Annotated in this window: 18 protein-coding genes and 1 pseudogene; 9 read left to right on the top strand and 10 right to left on the bottom strand. The window is 71.9% G+C overall.

From position 1 onward, the window contains the following. The first annotated feature begins 27 nt into the window (after window positions 1–27). Together ACFWBB_RS33645 and ACFWBB_RS33640 are read left to right on the top strand one after the other, a co-directional pair. Window positions 28–1242 carry an acetyl-CoA C-acetyltransferase gene (locus tag ACFWBB_RS33645; RefSeq protein WP_385280139.1) on the top strand — a complete coding sequence of 405 codons (1215 nt, stop codon included), beginning with the start codon at window positions 28–30 and terminating at the stop codon, window positions 1240–1242. Between the two features lie 40 nt (window positions 1243–1282). Beyond that, complete coding sequence (locus tag ACFWBB_RS33640) at window positions 1283–3478, top strand: 3-hydroxyacyl-CoA dehydrogenase NAD-binding domain-containing protein (RefSeq protein ID WP_385280135.1); 2196 nt, start codon at window positions 1283–1285, stop codon at window positions 3476–3478. Window positions 3479–3514: 36 nt separating this feature from the next. Here the strand turns inward: ACFWBB_RS33640 and ACFWBB_RS33635 are convergent, their stop codons facing one another. After that, a complete protein-coding gene (locus ACFWBB_RS33635; RefSeq protein ID WP_385280132.1) occupies window positions 3515–4246 on the bottom strand; it encodes a MerR family transcriptional regulator in 732 nt (243 codons plus the stop codon). Between the two features lie 91 nt (window positions 4247–4337). On the opposite strand from ACFWBB_RS33635, the gene ACFWBB_RS33630 reads away from it, so the two are divergent. Together ACFWBB_RS33630 and ACFWBB_RS33625 are read left to right on the top strand one after the other, a co-directional pair. Further along, complete coding sequence (locus ACFWBB_RS33630) at window positions 4338–4820, top strand: macro domain-containing protein (RefSeq protein ID WP_385280129.1); 483 nt, start codon at window positions 4338–4340, stop codon at window positions 4818–4820. Between the two features lie 5 nt (window positions 4821–4825). Continuing rightward, window positions 4826–5851, top strand: coding sequence for an adenosine kinase (locus tag ACFWBB_RS33625; RefSeq protein ID WP_385280126.1), 1026 nt, complete (start codon window positions 4826–4828; stop codon window positions 5849–5851). Window positions 5852–5907: 56 nt separating this feature from the next. On the opposite strand, the gene ACFWBB_RS33620 is transcribed toward ACFWBB_RS33625, so the two are convergent. Next, window positions 5908–7401: a M1 family metallopeptidase gene (locus ACFWBB_RS33620; protein WP_385280123.1), complete on the bottom strand. Its 1494-nt coding sequence runs from the start codon at window positions 7399–7401 to the stop codon at window positions 5908–5910. A gap of 202 nt (window positions 7402–7603) precedes the next feature. On the opposite strand from ACFWBB_RS33620, the gene ACFWBB_RS33615 reads away from it, so the two are divergent. Beyond that, complete coding sequence (locus tag ACFWBB_RS33615; protein ID WP_385280120.1) at window positions 7604–9547, top strand: Xaa-Pro dipeptidyl-peptidase; 1944 nt, start codon at window positions 7604–7606, stop codon at window positions 9545–9547. 42 nt (window positions 9548–9589) lie between these two features. Here the strand turns inward: ACFWBB_RS33615 and ACFWBB_RS33610 are convergent, their stop codons facing one another. After that, window positions 9590–10555, bottom strand: a complete 966-nt coding sequence (locus tag ACFWBB_RS33610) for an FAD-dependent oxidoreductase (RefSeq protein WP_385280117.1) — start codon at window positions 10553–10555, stop codon at window positions 9590–9592. A 94-nt stretch (window positions 10556–10649) separates the two neighbouring features. Between ACFWBB_RS33610 and ACFWBB_RS33605 the strand changes: the two genes are divergently transcribed. Then, window positions 10650–12290, top strand: coding sequence for an ABC-F family ATP-binding cassette domain-containing protein (locus tag ACFWBB_RS33605; RefSeq protein ID WP_385280115.1), 1641 nt, complete (start codon window positions 10650–10652; stop codon window positions 12288–12290). Window positions 12291–12478: 188 nt separating this feature from the next. On the opposite strand, the gene ACFWBB_RS33600 is transcribed toward ACFWBB_RS33605, so the two are convergent. Both ACFWBB_RS33600 and ACFWBB_RS33595 read right to left on the bottom strand, forming a co-directional pair. Beyond that, window positions 12479–14899, bottom strand: a complete 2421-nt coding sequence (locus tag ACFWBB_RS33600; protein WP_385280112.1) for a Tex family protein — start codon at window positions 14897–14899, stop codon at window positions 12479–12481. Between the two features lie 211 nt (window positions 14900–15110). Continuing rightward, window positions 15111–15962 carry a LysR family transcriptional regulator gene (locus ACFWBB_RS33595; protein ID WP_385280108.1) on the bottom strand — a complete coding sequence of 284 codons (852 nt, stop codon included), beginning with the start codon at window positions 15960–15962 and terminating at the stop codon, window positions 15111–15113. 95 nt (window positions 15963–16057) lie between these two features. On the opposite strand from ACFWBB_RS33595, the gene ACFWBB_RS33590 reads away from it, so the two are divergent. Next, window positions 16058–16789 (top strand): SDR family NAD(P)-dependent oxidoreductase, encoded by a 732-nt coding sequence (locus ACFWBB_RS33590; RefSeq protein ID WP_385280105.1) that lies wholly within the window; start codon window positions 16058–16060, stop codon window positions 16787–16789. A gap of 385 nt (window positions 16790–17174) precedes the next feature. Here the strand turns inward: ACFWBB_RS33590 and ACFWBB_RS33585 are convergent. After that, window positions 17175–17296 (bottom strand): annotated as a pseudogene (locus ACFWBB_RS33585) (LPFR motif small protein); the annotation flags it as partial. 151 nt (window positions 17297–17447) lie between these two features. Between ACFWBB_RS33585 and ACFWBB_RS33580 the strand changes: the two are divergent. Beyond that, window positions 17448–18101, top strand: coding sequence for a DJ-1/PfpI family protein (locus ACFWBB_RS33580; protein ID WP_385280102.1), 654 nt, complete (start codon window positions 17448–17450; stop codon window positions 18099–18101). Here the strand turns inward: ACFWBB_RS33580 and ACFWBB_RS33575 are convergent. Next, window positions 18088–18837: an enoyl-CoA hydratase/isomerase family protein gene (locus ACFWBB_RS33575; RefSeq protein WP_385280099.1), complete on the bottom strand. Its 750-nt coding sequence runs from the start codon at window positions 18835–18837 to the stop codon at window positions 18088–18090. The genes ACFWBB_RS33580 and ACFWBB_RS33575 overlap by 14 nt on opposite strands. A gap of 308 nt (window positions 18838–19145) precedes the next feature. On the opposite strand from ACFWBB_RS33575, the gene ACFWBB_RS33570 reads away from it, so the two are divergent. Then, a complete protein-coding gene (locus tag ACFWBB_RS33570; RefSeq protein WP_385280173.1) occupies window positions 19146–19664 on the top strand; it encodes an ATP-binding protein in 519 nt (172 codons plus the stop codon). A 3-nt stretch (window positions 19665–19667) separates the two neighbouring features. On the opposite strand, the gene idi is transcribed toward ACFWBB_RS33570, so the two are convergent. The 3 genes from idi to galE all read right to left on the bottom strand — a co-directional run bounded on the left by idi (window position 19668) and on the right by galE (window position 22521). After that, window positions 19668–20261, bottom strand: a complete 594-nt coding sequence (gene idi, locus ACFWBB_RS33565) for an isopentenyl-diphosphate Delta-isomerase (RefSeq protein WP_385280096.1) — start codon at window positions 20259–20261, stop codon at window positions 19668–19670. Window positions 20262–20451: 190 nt separating this feature from the next. Then, window positions 20452–21393 carry a cation diffusion facilitator family transporter gene (locus tag ACFWBB_RS33560; protein ID WP_385280093.1) on the bottom strand — a complete coding sequence of 314 codons (942 nt, stop codon included), beginning with the start codon at window positions 21391–21393 and terminating at the stop codon, window positions 20452–20454. A gap of 159 nt (window positions 21394–21552) precedes the next feature. Continuing rightward, window positions 21553–22521 (bottom strand): UDP-glucose 4-epimerase GalE, encoded by a 969-nt coding sequence (gene galE / locus ACFWBB_RS33555; protein WP_385280090.1) that lies wholly within the window; start codon window positions 22519–22521, stop codon window positions 21553–21555. Between the last annotated feature and the right edge of the window lie 92 nt (window positions 22522–22613).

The following is a 22613-nucleotide window of genomic DNA, read 5'->3' as shown; positions in this document are numbered from 1 at the left end:
CGGCCCACCCTCCCGAAAGGCTTATCAGTGAGCACCGAAGCGTACGTGTACGACGCGATCCGCACCCCGCGCGGGCGCGGCAAGGCGAACGGCGCCCTGCACGGCACGAAGCCCATCGATCTCGTCGTCGGCCTCATCCACGAGCTGCGCAGCCGCTTCCCGGGCCTCGACCCGGCCGCGATCGACGACATCGTGCTCGGCGTGGTCAGCCCCGTCGGCGACCAGGGCTCCGACATCGCGCGCACCGCCGCGATCGCGGCCGGCCTGCCGGACACGGTGGCGGGGGTACAGGAGAACCGCTTCTGCGCCTCGGGCCTCGAGGCGGTCAACCTGGCCGCCATGAAGGTCCGCTCGGGCTGGGAGGACCTCGTCCTGGCGGGCGGGGTGGAGTCGATGTCCCGGGTGCCGATGGCCTCGGACGGCGGAGCCTGGTTCAACGACCCGATGACCAACCTGGCCGTCAACTTCGTGCCGCAGGGCATCGGCGCCGACCTCATCGCCACCATCGAGGGCTTCTCCCGGCGCGATGTCGACGAGTACGCGGCCCTGTCGCAGGAGCGGGCGGCGACGGCCTGGAAGGAGGGCCGCTTCGACCGTTCCGTGGTGCCGGTGAAGGACCGCAGCGGCCTCGTCGTCCTCGACCACGACGAGCACCCGCGCCCCGGCACCACCGCCGACTCGCTGGGCAGGCTGAAGCCGTCCTTCGCCGACATCGGTGAGCTGGGCGGCTTCGACGCGGTGGCGCTCCAGAAGTACCACTGGGTGGAGAAGATCGATCACGTCCACCACGCGGGCAACTCCTCCGGCATCGTCGACGGCGCCTCCCTGGTCGCGATCGGCTCCAGGGAGGTCGGCGAGCGCCACGGACTCACCCCGCGCGCGCGGATCGTCGCCGCCGCGGTCTCCGGCTCCGAGCCCACGATCATGCTCACCGGCCCCGCGCCCGCGACCCGCAAGGCACTCGCCAAGGCCGGTCTGACCATCGACGACATCGACCTCGTCGAGATCAACGAGGCGTTCGCGGCGGTCGTCCTGCGCTTCGCCAAGGACATGGGCCTGTCCCTGGACAAGGTCAACGTCAACGGCGGCGCGATCGCCCTCGGTCACCCGCTCGGCGCCACCGGCGCGATGATCCTCGGCTCGCTCGTCGACGAACTGGAGCGCCAGGACAAGCGCTACGGCCTCGCCACCCTCTGCGTCGGCGGCGGCATGGGCATCGCCACCATCGTCGAGCGCGTCTGACCACCCAGCGGAACTCACAGACTTCTACGGAGACCCCGTCATGACACAGAGCACCACCATCCGCTGGGAACAGGACCGCACCGGCCTCGTCACCCTCGTCCTGGACGACCCCGACCAGTCCGCGAACACCATGAACGCGGCCTTCCGCGCCTCCCTCGCCGCGGTCACCGACCGCCTGGAGGCAGAGAAGGACTCCATCCGGGGCATCATCCTCACCTCCGCCAAGAAGACCTTCTTCGCGGGCGGCGACCTGCGCGACCTCATCCGCGTCACCCCGGAGACGGCCCAGGACCTGCTGGACGGCGGACTGGAGATCAAGCGCAACCTCCGCCGCATCGAGACCCTCGGCAAGCCCGTCGTCGCCGCGCTGAACGGCGCGGCCCTCGGCGGCGGCTACGAGCTCGCCCTCGCCTGCCACCACCGCGTCGCCCTCGACGCGCCCGGCTCGAAGATCGGCTGCCCCGAGGTCACCCTCGGCCTGCTCCCCGGCGGCGGCGGCGTCGTGCGCACCGTCCGGCTGCTGGGCATCACCGACGCCCTCCTCAAAGTCCTCCTCAAGGGCACCCAGTACAGCCCGCGGCGAGCCCTGGAGAACGGCCTCGTCGACGAGGTGGCCACCTCGCCCGACGAACTGATGGCCAAGGCCCGCGCCTTCGTCGACGCCAACCCCGAGTCGCAGCAGCCCTGGGACAGGCCGGGCTACCGCATCCCGGGCGGCACCCCGTCGAACCCCCGGTTCGCCGCCAACCTGCCCGCGTTCCCGGCCAGTCTGCGCAAGGAGACCAACGGCGCCCCCTACCCGGCTCCGCGCAGCATCCTCGCCGCGGCCGTCGAGGGCGCCCAGGTCGACTTCGAGACCGCACAGGTCATCGAGGCGCGCTACTTCGTCGAGCTGGCCGCCGGGCAGACGTCGAAGAACATGATCCAGGCGTTCTTCTTCGACCTCCAGGCCGTCAACTCCGGCGTCAGCCGCCCCAAGGGCGTCGCGCCCCGCCAGGTCCGCAAGGTGGCCGTCCTGGGCGCCGGGATGATGGGCGCGGGCATCGCCTACTCGTGCGCCCGCGCGGGCATCGACGTCGTCCTGAAGGACGTCACCCCGGAGGCCGCCCTCAAGGGCAGGGCCTACTCCGAGAAGCTGTGCGCCAAGGCCGTCTCCCGGGGGCGTACGACGCAGGAGAAGGCGGACGCGCTGCTCGCCCGCATCACGCCCACCGCCGACCCCCAGGATCTGGCCGGCTGCGACGCCGTGATCGAGGCCGTCTTCGAGGACACCTCCCTCAAGCACAAGGTGTTCCAGGAGATCGAGCAGGTCGTCGCCCCCGACGCCCTGCTGTGCTCCAACACCTCCACTCTGCCGATCACGGCCCTCGCCGAGGGCGTCGAGCGCCAGGACGACTTCATCGGGCTGCACTTCTTCTCACCCGTGGACAAGATGCCGCTCGTCGAGATCATCAAGGGCGAGCGCACCGGCGAGGAGGCGCTCGCGCGCGCCTTCGACCTGGTCCGGCAGATCAAGAAGACACCGATCGTCGTCAACGACTCGCGCGGCTTCTTCACCTCACGGGTGATCGGCCACTTCATCAACGAGGGCGTCGCCATGGTCGGCGAGGGCATCGAGCCCGCGTCCGTGGAACAGGCGGCGGCCCAGGCGGGCTACCCGGCCAAGGTCCTGTCCCTGATGGACGAGCTGACGCTCACCCTCCCGCGCAAGATCCGCAACGAATCCAAGCGGGCCGTGGAGGAAGCGGGCGGCACCTGGCCCGGGCACCCCGCCGAGGCCGTCATCGACCGCATGGTCGACGAGTTCGGCCGCACCGGCCGCAGCGGGGGCGCCGGCTTCTACGAGTACGGCGAGGACGGCCGGCGGGCCGGACTCTGGCCGGGCCTGCGCGAGCACTTCACGCGCGCGGACGCCGGGATCCCCTTCAGGGACATGCAGGAACGCATGCTCTTCGCCGAGGCCCTCGACACGGTCAAGCTCCTCGAGGAGGGCGTCCTGACGTCCGTCGCGGACGCCAACATCGGCTCTCTCCTCGGCATCGGCTTCCCCGGCTGGACCGGAGGCGTCCTGCAGTACATCAACGGCTACGACGGCGGCGCCGAACTGGGCACCGGGCTCCCCGCGTTCGTGGCCCGTGCGCGCCGGCTCGCCGAACGCTACGGCGACCGCTTCACCCCGCCCGCGCTGCTGGTGGAGAAGGCGGAGAAGGGGGAGACCTTCACGGACGGCCGCTGAGCCGCCGGGCCCGTCGGGGGAGCCCCGCCGGGCCCGTCAGGGGGAGCCGTCCGCCGGCGGCTCCCCGAGCCACTCCCGCAGCTCCTGCGTGAGCGACCGCTGGAAAGCCGTCAGCAGAGCCTGGACGACCAGGGGCTGCATGTGCGCCGACAGCGACCTCACCACCCGCGCGTCGCCCTCCGGCACCTCCTCGCGCAGCAGCCGCGACAGCTCGTGGGCCGCGGCACGCGCGTGGTCGAGGAGGACGGTCCGGGCCGCGCGGATCGCCTCCGGGGACAGCGGTACGTCGAGGAGCCGCACGCCCAGCCTCAGCAGCCCCGCGTCGACGCGGTACGAGTCCTCGCCGGCCGCATCCCCGGCGCCGGCTTCCAGCACGCCCATCGCCGCGAGCCGGTCCACGTCCTCCTCGCCGAGCGCCCGCCCCGCCCGCCGCCCGAGTTCCTCCCGCTCCACCGTCTCCACGGCGTCCGGCGCCCACGAGGCCACCACGGCCCGGTGCACGGCGAGGTCGTGGGCGTCGAGACCGGGCGGCAACCGGTCCAGATAGCGTTCGATCGCCGCCAGCGTCAGGCCCTGCCGGCGCAGCTCCTCGATCAGCCCCAGGCGCGCGAGATGCCCGGGCCCGTAGCGCCCCACCCGGCGCGGACCGATGACCGGCGGGGGCAGCAGGCCCTTGGTGCCGTAGAAGCGCACGGTCCGTACCGTGACGCCCGCGCGGGCGGCCAGCTCGTCGACCGTGAGGGTCGGCTCCTCGGTCTCGATCGTCATGTGCAGCAGTATCGCTGTGACACCACCGCTGTGAAACCGGTCGCGTCAGCGGGCCGGAGCCAGTGTCAGTGGCATCGCCTACCGTGGCGTCATGTCGGAGATCACTTACGTCCGGGGTGACGCCACCGTTCCGTCGGTGAAGGGCGTCAAGGTGATCGCCCATGTCTGCAACGACATCGGCGGATGGGGGAAGGGTTTCGTCCTGGCGCTGTCCCGCCGCTGGCCCGAGCCGGAGGCCGCCTACCGTGCCTGGCACCGGGAGCGCGCCTCGAACGACTTCGGTCTGGGCGCGCTCCAGCTCGTCCGGGTCAAGCCCGACGTCTGGGTCGCCAACATGATCGGCCAGCGCGGCACCAGGACGGGCAGCAAGGGCGTCCCGGTGCGCTACCCGGCCATCGACACGGCACTGGCCCGCCTCGCCGACCGTGCCATCGAACTCGGCGCGTCGGTGCACATGCCCCGGATAGGCTGCGGTCTGGCCGGCGGCAAGTGGTCCCGCGTCGAACCGCTCGTCACCGGGCGGCTGGTCGAGCGGGGCGTCGCGGTGACGGTGTACGACCACGGGGAGGGGTAGCACCCATGCACGCTGACAGCGGGAACGCCGGGAACGCCGGGAACGCCGGGAACGCCGGGAACGCCGGGAACGCTGGGAACGCCGGGAGCCCCGGGAACGCCGAGATCGTCGAGCACTTCGGCACCACCGACGACGTCGACGTCCTGGTCCTGGGCGGGGCGGGCGTGGACACGATCGTGCATGTGCCGGAGCTACCGCTTCCGTACGCCGACAGCTACATGATCGACGGCGGGATCCGCGCCCGCGCCGGACAGACCGGTGACTTCGTCGCCCTGGGCCTGACCGCACTGGGCCTGCGCGTCCACCACCTCGACTTCCTGGGCGACGACCCCGAGGGAGATCTGGTCCGTGCCCTGCACCGGGAGCAGGGCATCGCCCTCACCGCGATCCCGCAGCCCGCCGGCACCAAGCGCGCGGTCAACCTGGTCGGCCCGGACGGGCGTCGGCTGTCGCTGTACGACAACAGCCGAGGGCGCCCGGACGACCGCTTCCCGCAGGACACCCTGCGGACCCTGGCCGCCGCGAGCCGCCACGCGCACGTGTCCATCACCCATCCCTGTGCCGAGGCCCTGCCCGTGCTGCGCGAGGCGGGCGTCGGCATCTCCACCGACCTGCACAACTGGGACGGGGAGAACCCCTACCACGAGGCCTTCGCCTACGAGGCGGACGTCGTCTTCGTCTCCGTGACCGCACTGACCGACCCCGAGGCGACCATGCGCCGTATCGCCGAGCGGGGTCACGCGGAGGTGGTCGTCGCCACCGCTGGTGCGAAGGGCGCGTACCTGCTCACCGGCGGCGAGCTGACCCACATCCCGGCCGCCGCACCGCCGGGGCCGGTGGTCGACTCCAACGGCGCGGGTGACGCCTTCGCGTCCGCCTTCCTCTTCGGGCGCCTGGGCGGCGAGCCGCCGCACCGGTGCGCCGAGTTCGGCGCGCTGGCCGGGGCGTACGCGTGCACGGTGCCGTCCACGGACAGCGCCGCGATGCCGCGCGACGCACTCCCGGCCCGGGCGGCGGCCACCGGGCGGTAGCGCCTCCGGGCCGGGAGCGGGGGCCTGGACGTCCCTTCATCGAGCGCTGACGACGGTCAGTGCTCGTGCACGTCGTTCGTCGCCGCGATCTTCTTCCAGGACTTCGGCTGTACGAGAGCGGCCGGCGCCTCGGCGAGGGACGCGGTACGCGCGGCCGACCCGGCCGGCTTCTCCGGCTGGAACAGCCAGGTGTCGAACAGGGCGCCCAGCTGCCTGCCGGAGATCTGCTCGGCGTACTTCTGGAAGTCGGCGACGCTCGCGTTGCCGTACGCGTGCTTGCGCGGCCAGCCCTTCAGGACGGCGAAGAAGGCGTCGTCGCCGATCTCGTTGCGCAGCGCCTGGACGGCCAGCGCGCCCCGGTCGTAGACGGCGATGTCGAACTGGTTCGCCGCGCCCGGATCGCCCGGCCTGACCGTCCAGAACGCGTCGTCGGCCGGGTGCGAGGCGTACACGTAGTCGGCGAGGTCCTGCGCCGTGCCCTCGTCCTCGTGCTCGGACCACAGCCACTGCGCGTACCGGGCGAAGCCCTCGTTGAGCCAGATGTCCTTCCACCCGGCCACGGACACGTAGTCGCCGTACCACTGGTGGGCCAGCTCGTGCACCACCACGGACACGTTGGAGCCGTTCGCGAACTGTCGCGGGCTGTAGAAGGGCCGGGTCTGTGTCTCCAGCGCGTATCCGGTGGTCGTGTTCGGCACGTATCCGCCGAGCGCGTCGAAGGGATACGGCCCGAAGTACCCGCTCAGCCAGTCGGCGATCTCCCCGGTCCGCTCGATGCTCGCCCGAGCCGCCCCGGCGTTGTCGCCCAGATCCTTGCTGTAGGCGTTGACGACCGGGATGCCGCTCTCGGTCGTGCCCGTCGTGATGTCGAACCTGCCCACGGCGAGTGTGGCCAGATAGGTGGCCTGGGGCTTGTTGGAACGCCAGTTGTAGCGGGTCCAGCCGAGCCGTGAACTCGTCGACTGGAGCGTTCCGTTGGAGATGGCCTGGGAGCCGTCGGGCACCAGCACCGACACGTCGTAGGTGGCCTTGTCGAGCGGGTGGTCGTTGCCGGGGAACCACCACCAGGCCGCCTCGGGCTCGTTCGCGCCGACGCCGCCGTCCGGGGTGCGGTGCCAACTGGTGAAGCCGTACGCCTGCTTCGACGACGGGATCCCGCTGTACCGCACCACGACCGTGACCGTCGCGCCCTTGGCCAGCGGCGTCTTCGGCGTGATCTCCAGCTCGTGCTCGCCCGAGGTCGCGAACGCCGCCTCGGCGCCGTTGACCCGCACCTCGCTCACATCGAGCAGGAAGTCCAGATCGAACCGCGACAGCTCCTGTGTGGTCTGCGCCAGGATCGTCGCCGTCCCCTCCAACTCGTCCGTGGACGGCTGGTACTTCAGCCGCAGGTCGTAGTGGGAGACGTCGTATCCGCCGTTGCCGTACGCCGGGTAGTAGGGGTCGCCGATACCCGGGGCGCCGGGGGAGGCGCTCGCGGCCGATGCCGGGATCGCCAGCAGGACGGACGCGGCAGCGAGTGCGCCCGGCGCGATGATTCTGCGGTGCACGAAAGCTCCAAGTCGTAGGGTCACGAGGTCAGTTCGGAGCCTATTGACTCCCTGTGTCCCAGGGCCTGCCCACCGCCGCTCCTGTCACACGATCGCCATTCGGCCGTCACGGGCAGACCACTCCCATGGACGTGTTCCGGCCACAGCGGACCCACAGCTGCCCTCTTCTGTACGGGAGTTGACCCGGGGTAGCGTCCGGCACATGTCGACACGCATGCGCTTCACGATCTGGAGACCGCTCGCGACCGCCGCCATCACCCTCCTGGTGGCCGCCTTCCTCACCCCGGCCGCGGCCCACGGCGCCCCGCGCGAGAGCCGGCCCGTCTACTCGTACGAGAACGCCATCCGTGAGGCCGTCTGGGTGGACACCGGGCTCGACGGCGACAGCGACGGGAGGACGGACCGCGTCGCCGTCGACATCGTCCGCCCCCGCGAACCCGCCGCCCAGGGCCGCAAGGTGCCCGTCATCATGGACGCCAGCCCCTACTACTCCTGCTGCGGACGCGGCAACGAGAGCCAGCACAAGACGTACGACGCCGCCGGAAACGTCGTCGGGATGCCGCTGTTCTACGACAACTACTTCGTGCCGCGCGGCTACGCCTTCGTCGGCGTCGACCTCGCCGGGACCAACCGCTCCGACGGATGCGACGACGCCGGAGGACGCTCCGACATCCAGTCCGCGAAGGCCGTCGTCGACTGGCTGAACGGCCGCACCAGGGCCTTCACCACCCGCACCGGCACCACGAGCGCCAAGGCGGGCTGGACCAACGGCAGAACGGGCATGATCGGCAAGAGCTGGGACGGCACCATAGCCAACGGCGTGGCCGCCACCGGCGTGAAGGGTCTGAAGACCATCGTCCCGATCTCCGCCATCTCCTCCTGGTACGACTACTTCTTCGCCCAGGGCGCGCCCCTCTACGACTCCGGACCCGACTGGCTCGCCGACTACGTCGACAGCCCCGGGGCCCGCGCCAAGTGCGCCGCCGTTCAGCAAAAGCTCGTCGACGAGGCCCCGCGCACCGGCGACCGGACGCCGCTGTGGACCGAGCGCGACTACGTCAGGGACGCCCGCAAGGTGAAGGCGAGCGTCTTCCTCATCCACGGCCTCCAGGACCTCAACGTCCGCACCAAGCACCTCGGCCAGTGGTGGGACGCCCTCGCGAAGAACGGCGTCGAGCGCAAGATCTGGCTGTCCCAGACCGGCCACGTCGACCCCTTCGACTTCCGCCGAGCCGCCTGGGTGGACACCCTGCACCGCTGGTTCGACCACGAACTGCTCGGCTACGACAACGGCATCGACCGCGAGCCCATGGCCGACATCGAACGTCACCCCGACCAGTGGGCCACCTCCGCCGTCTGGCCGCCGCACGGCACCCGGACCGCCACCCTGCGCCCCTCCACCGGCGTCCAGCCCGGCGTCGGTACCCTCGGCCTGCGCAAGGGCACGGGCACCGCCACCTTCACCGACAACCCGCGGCTGAGCGAGACCGAGTGGGCCGCGCAGACTGACAGCCCGACCCCGGACAAGGCCGGATTCGTCACCGGGGCCCTCACCCGTGACCTGCGCCTGTCCGGCTCCTCGCAGGTCACCGTCACCGCCACGCCCACCACCGCGACGGCCCACCTGAGCGCCGTACTCGTCGACCTCGGCCCGGACACCATCCGTGACTACGCGGCGAGCGGCGAGGGCATCAGCACGCTCACCGACCGCACCTGCTGGGGTGCGAGCACCACGGGCGACAGCGCGTGCTTCAGGGAGACCGCCGCCAGGACCGCCACCGTCGGCCAGACGGTCGTCAGCCGTGGCTGGGCCGACCTCGGCACGTACGCCGACCCGGGCAGGGGCGTCCCGCTCACCCCGGGCAGGGCGTACACCCTCACCATCGACCTGGCGGCCACCGACCATGTCGTCCCGGCCGGTCACCGTCTCGCACTGATCGTCGCGGGCACCGACAGGGACCTCATCGACCCGCCCGCCGACACCCCGACCCTCACCCTGGACCTGTCCCGCACCTCGGCCCGGGTGCCGCTCGTCGGAGGCGCCGACGCCTTCGCCCGCGCCACCTCCGGAGCGGCGGCGGTCACCCCCGGGGCCCGGCCCCTGAACGGCGTACGGACACCGCACCACCCGTACCGGATCCCCTGACACCGGATCCCTTACCACCGGATTCTGGTCACCGCGGCGGGGTCAGGAGGAGGCGGCCGAGAGCACCAGCGCGGCCGCCTCCTCCGCACACCCCCACGCCACCGTGACGCCCGCCCCGCCGTGCCCGTAGTGGTGCACCACCGTCCGCCCGTCCGGCAGCTCCGCACGCTCCAGCCGGCCCGTGTCCCGGACCGGCCTCAGCCCCACCCGGTGCTCCAGGACCCGAGCCCCGGCGACCTCCGGCCGCAGGGCCGCGCAGCGCCGTACGATCGCCTCGGCCACCTTCGGATCCGGCTCCAGCGACCAGACGTCGTCCTGCGCCGTGCCGCCCAGCAGCAGCCGCCCGGAGTGCGGGAACAGGTACGCCATCTCGCCGTCCGGGCCGGTGGAGACCAGCCAGGTGTCGACACCGGGGTTCTCCACGACGACGAGCTGCCCCCGCACGGGCCGCACCGACGGGTCCGCCGCCAGCTCCCGGGCGCCCAGCCCCGCGCAGTTGACCACCACCGGCGCCTCGGCCTCCGCGAGGTCGGTCACCGTGCGCTCCTCGACGGTGCCGCCCGCCCGCAGCAGCCGCTGCCGGAGCCAGGGCAGGAACATCGACATGTCGATCAGCGGCAGCCGCGCCCGTACGCCGGTCCCCGCGCCGTACTCGTCTGCCGTGGACCGGCGCAGCCCGGCCAGCCGGCCCGCCGTCCAGCTCTCGACCCTGTCCAGGTCCGTCTCGCCGAGCGTCCCTTCGACGAGCCGTACGCCGCTCTCCCCGGGCCGCTCGGCGAGCTGCTCGTAGATCTCCAGCGAGCGCAGCGCCCATGCCCGCGCCGACACGATCGGCTCGATGTGGTACGGCCACCACAGCGCACCGGCCACGGCCGAGGTGGTCCGCTCGGCCGGCTCACGCGTCCAGACCCGGACCCGCAGGCCGCGCTCGGCCAGTGCGAGGGCCGTCGCCAGCCCGATGACCCCGCCGCCGACCACGATCACATCGCTGTTCAACCGAGTGTCCACGTCCGGACGTTAACCGACCACGGCGCCGGACAGCGGGACCGCGGGTAATCCGGCGCGACCGCACTGCGGGACGACCACTAGAATCTACGACCTGATGACTGCCACCCTCGTCGCCAAGAATCTCGCCGCCGGCCACGGCGACCGCTCCCTCTTCTCCGGGCTCGACCTCGTCGTCGCCCCCGGGGACGTGATCGGGCTGGTCGGTGCCAACGGCGCCGGCAAGTCCACCCTGCTGAAGCTGCTCGCCGGGCTCACCACGCCCGAGCAGGGCGAGCTCAGGCTCTCGCCGCCGACCGCGTCCGTCGGCCATCTGCCCCAGGAACCGGAGCGCCGGCCCGGTGAGAGCGTGCGGGAGTTCCTGGCCCGCCGCACCGGCGTCGCCGAGGCACAGCGCACGATGGACGAGGCCACCCAGGCCCTGGTCGACGGCGCGCCCGGCGCCGACGACGCCTATGCGACGAGCCTGGAACGCTGGCTCGACCTCGGTGGCGCCGACCTCGACGAGCGCGCCGAGGAGGTCGCCGACTCCCTCGGCCTCGGGATCGACCTCGACCAGCCGATGACCTCCCTGTCCGGCGGGCAGGCCGCCCGCGCGGGCCTCGCCTCCCTCCTCCTCTCGCGCTACGACGTCTTCCTCCTCGACGAGCCGACCAACGACCTCGACCTCGACGGCCTGGAGCGCCTCGAACGCTTTGTGACCGGGCTGCGCGCCGGCACCGTCGTCGTCAGCCACGACCGCGAGTTCCTCACCCGCACGGTCACCAAGGTCCTCGAACTCGATCTCGCCCAGCAGCAGATCAACCTCTACGGCGGCGGCTACGACGCCTACCTGGAGGAGCGGGACGTGGCCCGCCGGCACGCCCGCGAGGACTTCGAGGAGTACGCGGACAAGAAGGCGGCCCTCCAGGACCGCGCGCAGGTCCAGCGCTCCTGGATGGACAAGGGTGTGAAGAACGCGCGCCGCAAGGCGGGCAACGACAACGACAAGATCGGCCGCAAGTTCCGCAGCGAGGCCAGCGAGAAGCAGGCCGCGAAGGCCCGGCAGACCCAGCGCATGATCGAACGCCTCGAGACCGTCGACGAGCCGCGCAAGGAGTGGGAGCTGCGCATGGAGATCGCGTCCGCCCCGCGCTCCGGCGCTGTCGTCGCCACCCTGCGCGAAGCCGAGGTACGGCGCGACGGCTTCATCTTCGGGCCGGTGTCCCTCCAGATCGACTGGGCCGACCGGGTCGCGGTGACCGGCGCGAACGGCGCGGGCAAGTCGACCCTCCTCGGCGCGCTCCTCGGTCGGGTCCCGCTGGACGCCGGACAGGCATCCCTGGGCTCCGGTGTGCTGGTCGGCGAGGTCGACCAGGCACGGCAGCTGTTCTACGGCTCCGAGGCCCTGCTGGACGCGTTCCGCGTGGCCGTCCCCGACACCGAACCGGCCGAGGTGCGCACGCTGCTGGCCAAGTTCGGCCTGAAGTCGGACCACGTCACGCGTCCGGCGGCCACCCTGTCACCCGGCGAGCGCACCCGCGCCGCCCTCGCGCTGCTCCAGGGCCGGGGCGTCAACCTCCTCGTTCTCGACGAGCCGACGAACCACCTCGACCTGCCGGCCATCGAGCAGCTGGAGTCGGCTCTCGACGCCTACGAGGGCACTCTGCTCCTGGTCACCCATGACCGGCGCATGCTGGACGCCGTCCATGTCACCCGCCGGCTGGAGGTCGCGGACGGCAAGGTGACGGAGCGGTAGGGCGTCCGGCGCGGGTCGCCGTGCGGTGTCCCGCCCCGCCTCCCGGCTCCCTGCCGAACCCGGCCCGCCCCGCGCGTCGCGGGGCGGGCCGTTTCACGAGGGCCGCCGGGGCCCGCTGCGGCCCGCCTCAGGCCGGGTCGCCCCCGGGTGGCTCCTGTCCTGCCGGGCCCCGGCCTGGTTCGTCCCGGTCAGCGCCTGCCCTTCTTCGGGTCGGCCAGGCCCGCCCGGCGCAGTGCGTCGGCCATCGCGCTGTTGGCCGGTGCGGGAGCCTGGCGCGAACCGCCGCCCCCGCCACCTCCGCCGCCACCGGCCCCGCCGCGCTGGCCGCCCTGCTGCCGCTGCTGCGGCGGACGTCCGCCGCCCCGCTGCGACCGGCCACCGCCAAAGGACTGGCCCTCGCCGCCCTGCGCGGCCGCCTCGTCGTCCAGCCGGAGCGTCAGCGAGATCCGCTTGCGCGGGATGTCGATGTCGAGGACCTTCACCTTGACGATGTCGCCGGGCTTGACGACGTCCCTGGGGTCCTTGACGAACGTCTTCGACAGCGCGGAGACGTGCGCCAGACCGTCCTGGTGGACGCCCACGTCGATGAACGCCCCGAAGGCCGCCACGTTGGTCACGACGCCCTCCAGGACCATCCCGGCGGACAGGTCGGAGATCTTCTCCACGCCCTCCTTGAAGGTGGCCGTCTTGAAAGCGGGCCGCGGGTCGCGCCCGGGCTTCTCCAGCTCCTTGAGGATGTCCGTGACGGTCGGCAGACCGAACGTCTCGTCCACGAACTCCGTCGGCCGCAGCGAGCGCAGGACACCCGTGTTGCCGATCAGGGACGCCACCTCCTGGCCGGAGGTCTTCACCATGCGGCGCACCACCGGGTACGCCTCCGGGTGCACGCTGGAGGCGTCCAGCGGGTCGCTGCCGCCACGGATGCGCAGGAAGCCCGCGCACTGCTCGTACGCCTTGGGGCCGAGCCGGGCCACCTTCTTCAGCTCGGAGCGGGAGGCGAAGGGCCCGTTGGCGTCGCGGTGCGCCACGATGTTCTCGGCGAGCCCGGAGGAGATGCCGGACACCCGCGAGAGGAGCGGCGCCGAGGCCGTGTTGACGTCCACGCCCACGCCGTTCACACAGTCCTCCACCACCGCGTCCAGCGAACGCGACAGCTTCACCTCGGACAGGTCGTGCTGGTACTGGCCGACACCGATCGACTTCGGGTCGATCTTCACCAGCTCGGCGAGCGGATCCTGGAGCCGGCGGGCGATCGACACGGCGCCGCGCAGCGACACGTCCATGTCGGGCAGCTCCTGGGAGGCGAAGGCCGAGGCCGAGTACACGGAGGCGCCCGCCTCGGACACCATCACCTTGGTGAGCTGCAACTCCGGGTGCTTGGTGATGAGTTCACCGGCGAGCTTGTCGGTCTCGCGGGACGCGGTGCCGTTGCCGATGGCGATCAGGTCGACCGTGTGCTCCTTGGCCAGCCGCGCGAGCTTGGCGATCGCCTCGTCCCACCTGTTCGCCGGGACGTGCGGGTGGATCACGTCCGTGGCGACGACCTTGCCGGTCGCGTCGACGACGGCGACCTTCACGCCCGTACGGAAGCCGGGGTCCAGGCCCAGCGTCGCGCGCGTGCCGGCCGGGGCGGCGAGCAGCAGGTCGCGGAGGTTGGCGGCGAAGACGTTCACCGCCTCGTCCTCGGCGGCCGTCCGCAGCCGCAGCCGCAGGTCGATGCCGAGGTGGACGAGGAGACGGGTGCGCCAGGCCCAGCGGACCGTGTCCGTCAGCCACTTGTCACCCGGACGGCCCCGGTCGGCGATGCCGAACCTGCCGGCCACGATTCCCTCGTACGAGGAGGGGCCGGGCTGCCCGGAGGGCTCCTCCGGCTCCAGGACGAGGTCGAGGACCTCCTCCTTCTCGCCCCGCAGCATCGCCAGGACGCGGTGCGAGGGCAGCGCGGTGAACGGCTCGGCGAAGTCGAAGTAGTCGGCGAACTTCGCGCCCGCCTCCTCCTTGCCGTCGCGCACCCTGGCCACGAGGCGCCCACGCGCCCACATGCGTTCGCGCAGCTCGCCGATCAGGTCGGCGTCCTCCGAGAACCGCTCGGTGAGGATCGCCCGCGCGCCGTCCAGCGCGGCCTGCGGGTCGGCGACGCCCTTGTCGGCGTCGACGAACGCGGCGGCCGCCGCGAGCGGATCGACCGTCGGGTCACCGAGCAGCCCCTCGGCGAGCGGTGCGAGGCCCGCCTCACGCGCGATCTGCGCCTTGGTGCGCCGCTTGGGCTTGTACGGCAGGTAGATGTCCTCCAGCCGCGCCTTGGTCTCTGCGCCGAGGATCTGCGCCCGAAGCGCGTCGGTGAGCTTGCCCTGCTCACGCACCGACTCCAGGATCGCCGTCCGCCGCTCCTCCAGCTCCCGCAGGTAGCGCAGCCGCTCCTCGAGCGTGCGCAGCTGCGCGTCGTCGAGCATCTCGGTCGCTTCCTTGCGGTAGCGGGCGATGAAAGGCACCGTCGAGCCGCCGTCGAGCAGCTCCACGGCGGCCTTCACCTGCCGCTGCCGTACGCCGAGCTCCTCGGCGATCCTGCCTTCGATGGACCCTACTTCGATGGACCCGGGTGTCGTCACGATCCCGTACCGCCTTCTCCACTGAGGTTGCGCGGCAATTGTGGCAGGTGGCACCGACACCCGGGGATCAGGGCGCGGTCATCGGGCACTCCGGGTGACTGGGCGAGATGGTTGTCATCTGGGCACGACACCTGTCCCTGGGCCTGGATTCGGTGGTGGATCATGGTTGAGCCGGGCCACGACAGGTGGAACCTGGCCAGACATGTTGGAACTACTGGAGACGTGTAGCCGTCCGGACAAGGTCGGCGACGGCTCTGGACCGGCTGTGCGGTGGCCAGGCGATCACGGTGGTGACTTTCGGCGCGTCCAGCACGGGCACGGCGGCGAGGTCACCGTGCAGTTGGGTCCGGCACGACTCCGGTGAGACCGCGCAGGCCCGGCCGAGCGCGACGAGCTGCAACAACTGTGCGTGGTCGCGGACCTGCGGGCCGGGGCCGGGCGGGTAGGTGCCGTCGCGGTCGGGCCAGCGTGGCAGGGGCAGGCCCGGCAGCCCGGTGATGTCGGCCATGTGCACCTGGGCCCGGACGGTGAGCGGATGCCCGGCCGGCAGGACCACGACCTGGCCCTCCGTGCTGAGTACTTCGGTGTGGAACCCGGCCGTCGAGTCGAACGGCCGGTGCAGCAGCGCCACGTCGGCCCGGCCCTCACGCAGAAGTCGTTCCTGCTCGGCCGGGCCGCACAGGATGACGTCGACGGGGACCGCGCCGGGTTCGGCGGCGTACGCGTCGAGCAGTTTCGCCAGCAGTTCGCGGGACGCGCTGGCTTTCGTCACCAGGACCAGGCCGGGACGGCCGGTCGCGGAAAGGGCGGCGCGGCGGGTCCGGCGCTCAGCAGCGTCGACCGCGTTGAGGGCGGCCCGGCCCTCGGCCAGCAGCACCGAGCCGGCCTCGGTCAGCGTGACGGTGCGGCTGGTCCGATCCAGCAGCGCTGCCCCGAGCCGGCGTTCGAGCTGCTGGATCGCCCGCGACAGGGGCGGCTGCGCGATCCCGAGCCGCTGCGCTGCGCGCCCGAAGTGCAGCTCTTCAGCGACAGCGACGAAATATCGCAGTTCCCGGCTCTCCATCCGGCCACGGTACCCCGGATCAATACCCTGGCAGTATCGTTGCCCACCCGATCGGTCTTGGACCCCAACCGGAGTCCGAGGGCAGCATGGTCCCCATGAGTGAACGAACGATTGCGCTGGTCACCGGCGCGAACAAGGGAATCGGTTACGAGATCGCCGCGGGCCTGGGCGCCCTCGGCTGGAGCGTCGGCGTCGGCGCCCGCGACGATCAGCGCCGTAAGGCCGCGGTGGAAAGACTGCGCGCGGCCGGCGTCGACGCGTTCGGCGTACCACTGGACGTGACCGACGACGCGAGCGCGACCGCCGCCGCACGGCTGATCGAGGAACAGGCCGGGCGCCTCGACGTGCTCGTCAACAACGCCGCCATCACCGGCGGCATGCCGCAGGAGCCCACCCGGGTCGACCCCGCCACCATCCGGACGGTCGTGGAGACCAACGTGATCGGCGTCATCCGCGTCACCAACGCCATGATGCCGCTGCTGCGCCGCTCCGCCTCACCACGGATCGTGAACATGTCCAGCAGTGTCGGCTCCCTCACCCGGCAGTCAGGAACCGCTGCTGAGCAGACGACGGGTCCGATCGCCGTGGCGTACGCGCCGTCGAAGACGTTCCTGAACGCCGTCACCCTCCAGTACGCCCGGGAACTGAGCGGTACGAACATCCTGATCAACGCCGGCTGCCCCGGCTACGTCGCGACCGACCTCAACGGCTTCCGCGGCGTGCGCACCCCCGAACAGGGCGCGGCGATCGCCATCGAACTCGCGACCCTGCCCGACGACGGCCCGACCGGCAAGTTCTTCGAGGACGCCGGCGTAGTGCCCTGGTGATGTGAACGGCGGTCATCTCCCGCCGGGTCAGGCTGATTCGCCCGCGTGTCTCGAACAGGTTCATCGGCTGCGGCGGCCGACGCTCCGCTGCCCGGGGCAACGCTCCGCACCGCTACTGGTTCCCACATGAATGGCAATTCACCGCAGGTCGTAGGCGACGTGACCATCTGGTTCCAACAAGCGTGACCCGCGGGGCCCGAAGCGCAAGGTCACCACACCCCCATGGTTCCGACTGCCGCGTCCCGTCACACTGGTGCGCAAGGTCCTCTGAGTATGCCTGTGGAAGGTCGAGGAGCTGTTGGCCTGCGTGATACCGCGCTCAAGTCGATGCCCGGCGCCGGCTCACCGACCCACCTCGGTGAGAACTGTCCCGCCCAGTCACACTCCGGCTCCCGGCGGAGCCCGACGTCCCGCCGAGGAGCCGGGCCGGCGCCCGGTAGGGGAGCGTCACCACGGTGGCGTCGGCGCCACCGGTCTGCCCGGCACGTCCGCGGTCGCACGGAACACGAGCTTCCTCTTTCGTTCCTCGTCGCCCGGCCGCTCCGGCAGAGCAGGTCCCGGTACCTCGAGACCGTCGGGCCGTGCCGACGACTCATCGCAGGAAAGGTGGGGAACCCGTCATTGCCGCCCTGCGCCCGGTCCGCGAAGAATCGTCCGCATGACGCAGCGAACGGTTCTCGTCGTCCTCTTCGACGGCGTCCAGAGTCTCGACGTGACCGGCCCCCTGGAGGTCTTCGCGGGCGCCGAGCGACACACTCCGGACACATACCGGATCCGTACGGCCTCCCTGGACGGCGCTCCCGTGCGCACCTCCAGCGGGCTGACCCTCGTACCGGACGAAGCCCTCACGCGCGCGTGCGACCCGCACACGCCGCTCGTTCCCGGCGGCCGGGGCACCCGCCGACCGGACACCGCGCCGGTGACGGACTGGCTGCGCGTCCACGCCCCGCGCGCGGAGCGCCGCGTCTCGGTCTGCACCGGCGCGACCCTGCTCGCCGCCGCGGGTCTCCTGGACGGCCGCCGGGCCACCTCCCACTGGCTGGCCCTCGGTCAGCTGGCGGCATTCGGCGTCGAGGCGACCGACGAACGCGTCGTCTTCGACGGCAAGTACGTCACCGCGGCCGGTGTCTCGTCCGGCATCGACATGGGGCTCGCCCTGCTCGGCCGGATCGCGGGCGACGACCACGCCCGGGCCGTGCAGCTGGGCACGGAGTACGACCCGCAGCCGCCCTACGACGCGGGCGCCCCGCACAAGGCACCCGCCCACCTGGTGGAGGAGTTGCGGGCCCGCAGCCGCTTCATCCTGACGTAGTCCAGGTGAAACGCGGCTCCCTGCGCTCCAGGAACGCGGCGACGCCCTCCGCGGTGTCGCCGCTGCCGCGTGCCTGCGCGCTCCAGTGGGCGTCCCGGTCCGTGCGGCCGTTCGCGAACTCCTTCGCGGCGGCCTGCGTCAGCTGTGAGCGGGACACCAGTACGCGGGTGAACTCCGTGACGCGCTCGTCGAGTCCGTCGGCGGGCAGCACCTCGTCGACCAGTCCGGTACGCAGGGCCCGCTCCGTGTCGATCAACTCACCGGAGAACAGCAGGTACTTGGCGGCGGCCGGACCCACCAGGGACACCAACCGGCGGGTGGCGGTGGACGGGTAGACGATCCCGAGCTTCGCCGGCGTCACCCCGAACAGCGCGCCTTCCTCGGCGAACCGCAGGTCGCAGGCGGCGGCGAGCTGGGCGCCGCCGCCGACGCAGTGCCCCCGGACCGCCGCCAGGGTCGGCTTCGGGAACGCCGCCACGGCCTCCTCGGCCCGCACCGCGAGCGCCTGCGCCTCGTCCGGCGATCCCCGCAGGGTGGATATGTCGGCCCCCGCGCAGAACGTGCCGCCCGCCCCGGTCAGCACCAGCGCCCGCACAGCCGGGTCGGCGGCCAGTGTGTCGAGCAAGGGGGGCAGCGCGGCCCACATCGCGGCCGTCATGGCGTTGCGCTTCGCCGGGTGGTGCAGGACGACGGTGGCGACCGCGTCGGTGATGCCGTGCAGCAGTTCGGGCTCCATGCTCCGGATGCTAGCCACCGGGCTGCCCGCATGATCACCGCGGCCGATGTGAGAGGGACGACACCGCAGGCACGGAGCACCGGAGGGCGGTCAGGGGAAGGAGCGGCGCCGCCGAACCCGTACAACCCGAAAAGTGCGCGAACGCGGCGCGGAGCGGACAGAAACGGTCCTGCGGTCGACTCCGTCATCCACGACCGGTCGGAAACGCTCGATAACTGCTGACTTCTGTTCAGTCATCCGGAGGGGGGTGTGTCGTTGCCAACACTTCCCGTGTGGTGACAATCGAGCGCGAGGGTGGCGACCGGACAATGGACGATCAGGGGCGCGGGCCCGACCCACGCCCAGCGGGCGCCGCGGGCGAACCTCCCGAATCCGCCTCGGAGACCGAGCCGCGACCGCTGCCCTACGAGGGCGTCTGGCGGTTCACCGCGTCCGCCGTGGACGCCTCCGTCCCGCAGGCGCGGCACGCCGTGCGGGACCTGCTGTACCGCCAGGGCGTGCCGGTCTCCGACGACCTGGCCCAGGGGCTCCTGCTGATCGTCTCCGAGCTCGTGACCAACGCCGTCCGGCATGCGGCGGTGCTGTCGCCGGTGCTCGCCGTGGAGGTCGCCGTCGGAGCCGAGTGGGTGCGGGTGGCCGTGGAGGACAACCACCCCTACCGCCCGACCGCTCTGGAGACCGACCACGGGCGGACGGGCGGCCGCGGGCTGCTGCTGGTGCGTGAGATCACCAGGGAGGCGGGCGGGATCTGCGACATCGAGCACACGGCGGGCGGCGGCAAGGTGATCTGGGCCGCCCTGCCGCTCAAGCCCGTGCGGGTGTCCTGAGCGTCACCAGCCGGCCGAGGGCCCGGTCAGCTCCCTGACCGCCGGGCGCGCCGCGTCCAGCACGGTCATGAACCAGGAGGAGAACGTGCCCTTCGCGTGTCGCTCCGCCAGCTCGGCGGGTGTCACGAAGGCCGTGTCGCCGACCTCCTCCGCGTCCGGCCGCAGCGCCGACTGCACCAGCCCCACGAAGAGATGGTTGTACTCCTGCTCCACCAGACCCGAGTCCGGGTCCGGGTGGTTGTAGCGGACGGTGCCCGCCTCGGCGAGCAGCGAGGGGGAGGCCCCCAGCTCCTCGAAGGTGCGCCGCGCGGCCGCGGCGAACGGCGCCTCACCGGGATAGGGGTGACCGCAGCAGGTGTTGGACCACACACCGGGGGAGTGGTACTTGCCGAGCGCCCGCTGCTGGAGCAGCAGCCGGCCCCGCTCGTCGAAGAGGAACACGGAGAACGCGCGGTGCAGCCGCCCCGGCGGCTGATGGGCGGCGAGCTTCTCCGCGGTGCCGATCGTGACGCCGTCCTCGTCGACCAGCTCCAGCAAGATCGCGTCCGCGGTGCCGTTCGACGACGTGTGTGTCGCGGTGGCAGGTGTGATCGGCATACCCATCCTTAACATCGGTCCTCGCGTCCCCAGTCTGCCGTACGCGCCCGGCACTCCCGGCACTTCACACGAAAGCGTGCACGTTCGGCGCCCGGCAGGGGACCCGGTAGGTGATCTTGCCCGGGGTCGGGCACGCGGAACCGTCCGGAACGCCTGTGCGGATCACCCGGCGCCGACGGCCCGTGCACGGTCAGTGACAGAGCCGTGCCTCGTGCTCCGCATGACCGCTCGGCTCCAGCTGGAAGGTGCAGTGCTCCACGTCGAAGTGGTGGCCCAGGCAGCCCTGGAGCTCGTGCAGCATCTTCTCGTGGCCGATCGCGTTCAGTACGTCCGAGCGCACCACGACGTGCGCCGACAGCACCGGCATCCCGGAGGTGATCGTCCACGCGTGCAGATCGTGGACGTCCTCCACCCCGTCCAGGGCGAGGATGTGGGACCGCACCTCCGCCATGTCGACGTCCTTGGGAGCCGACTCCAGCAGCACGTCCAGCGTCTCGCGCAGCAGCTTCACGGTCCGCGGCACGATCATCAGGCCGATCACGAGCGAGGCGACCGGGTCGGCGGCCTGCCAGCCGGTGGTCAGGATCACCACCGCCGAGATCAGCACCGCCACCGAGCCCAGCGCGTCCGCCGCCACCTCCAGGAACGCCGCGCGCACGTTCAGGCTCTCCGCCTGGCCGCGCATCAGCAGCGACAGGGAGACCATGTTCGCCACCAGGCCGATCGCGCCGAACCAGATCATCAGCCCGCCCTCGGTGGCGGCCGGCGTGAAGAACCGCTGGATCGCCTCGTACAGGACGTAGCCGCCCACCCCGAGCAGCAGCAGACAGTTGGCGAGGGCGGCCAGGATCTCGGCGCGGGCCAGCCCGAAGGTGCGGTTCCCGCTCGGCGGCCGGTTCGCGAAGTGGATGGCGAGCAGCGCCATGCCCAGGCCGAGCGCGTCCGTCGCCATGTGGGCCGCGTCCGCGATCAGCGCGAGGGAGTCGGCGAGCACCCCGCCGACGATCTCGACCACCATGACGCCGAGCGTGATCGACAGCGCGACACGCAGTCTGCCCCGGTACGCCGCCGCGGCCGTGCCGGTGGCCGGCACGTGCGTGTGCGTATGACCGTGGTCGTGCCCAGCCCCCATGGAAGCAGCCCTTCTGTGGTCCGTAGCGGGCCGTCGCGTTCTGCCCCGGGATCACAGTGAACTACGGCTGGGGGGTACCCGGCAACGCGGCACTGAACACCGTTGTCATATGCCCTGACCTGCGTAAACGAATCGCAGGTCAGGGCATCCTCACCTGTGTCAGGAGGGGAGCGGCCGCCATCCCCGCCACGCCGACTCGATCATCTCGCGCACCTCGCGGCGGGCCGTCCAGCCCAGCTCCCGGGCCGCCAGATCCGCCGAGGCCACCGCGCGCGGCGCGTCCCCCGGCCTGCGCCCCTCGACGACCGGCGGCCGGCTGTCGCCGGTGACCTCGCCGATGAGGGACACCAGCTCGCGCACCGAGACGCCCACGCCCCGGCCGATGTTCACCGTCAGATCGCCCGCCGTGTCCGGCGCGGTCAGCCGCCGGGCCGCCGCCAGGTGCGCCTCGGCCAGGTCGGCGACGTGGATGTAGTCACGGACGCAGGTGCCGTCCGGCGTGGGGTAGTCGTCGCCGAAGAGCCGAGGGGCCTCGTTCCGGGTGAGCCGGTCGAACACCATCGGGACGACGTTGAAGACACCGGTGTCGGCCAGCTCGGGCGCCGCCGCTCCGGCCACGTTGAAGTAGCGCAGGCAGGTCGTGGCGATGCCGTGCGCCCGGCCCGCCGCCCGGACCAGCCACTCCCCGGCGAGCTTGGTCTCGCCGTACGGGTTCACCGGCGCGCACGGGGTGTCCTCCGTGATGAGGTCCACGTCCGGGTTGCCGTAGACGGCCGCGGAGGAGGAGAACACGAACCGCCGGACCCCGGCCGCGGCGACCGCGTCGAGAAGGGTGGCAAGACCGCCCACGTTCTCCCGGTAGTAGCGGGTCGGCTGCGCCACCGACTCGGCGACCTGCTTGTGCGCGGCCAGGTGCACCACGCCCGTCACGGCGTGCTCGGCGAGGACCCGCTCGAGCAGGCCAGCGTCGAGCGCCGAACCCTTGACCAGCGGTATGTCCGTGCCGAGCCGCGTGGCGGCACCGGTGGAGAGATCGTCCAGCACGACGACGTGCTCTCCGGCCCGGGTCATCGCCCGTGCCACATGCGCCCCAATGTATCCGGCCCCGCCGGTGATCAGCCACGTCATGCCGGTAGACCCTATGCCGACCGAAGGCGACCCTCCCCGGGCCGGTGGGCAATGTCCCGGATGTCGGCTCTTGAGGGGCGCGGTTTGTCGCC

Origin of the sequence: Streptomyces sp. NPDC060000 (assembly GCF_042737375.1) — a bacterium.
In the GTDB taxonomy this organism is placed as follows: Bacteria; Actinomycetota; Actinomycetes; order Streptomycetales; family Streptomycetaceae; genus Streptomyces.
This window is presented reverse-complemented; position numbering and strand designations above follow the sequence as displayed.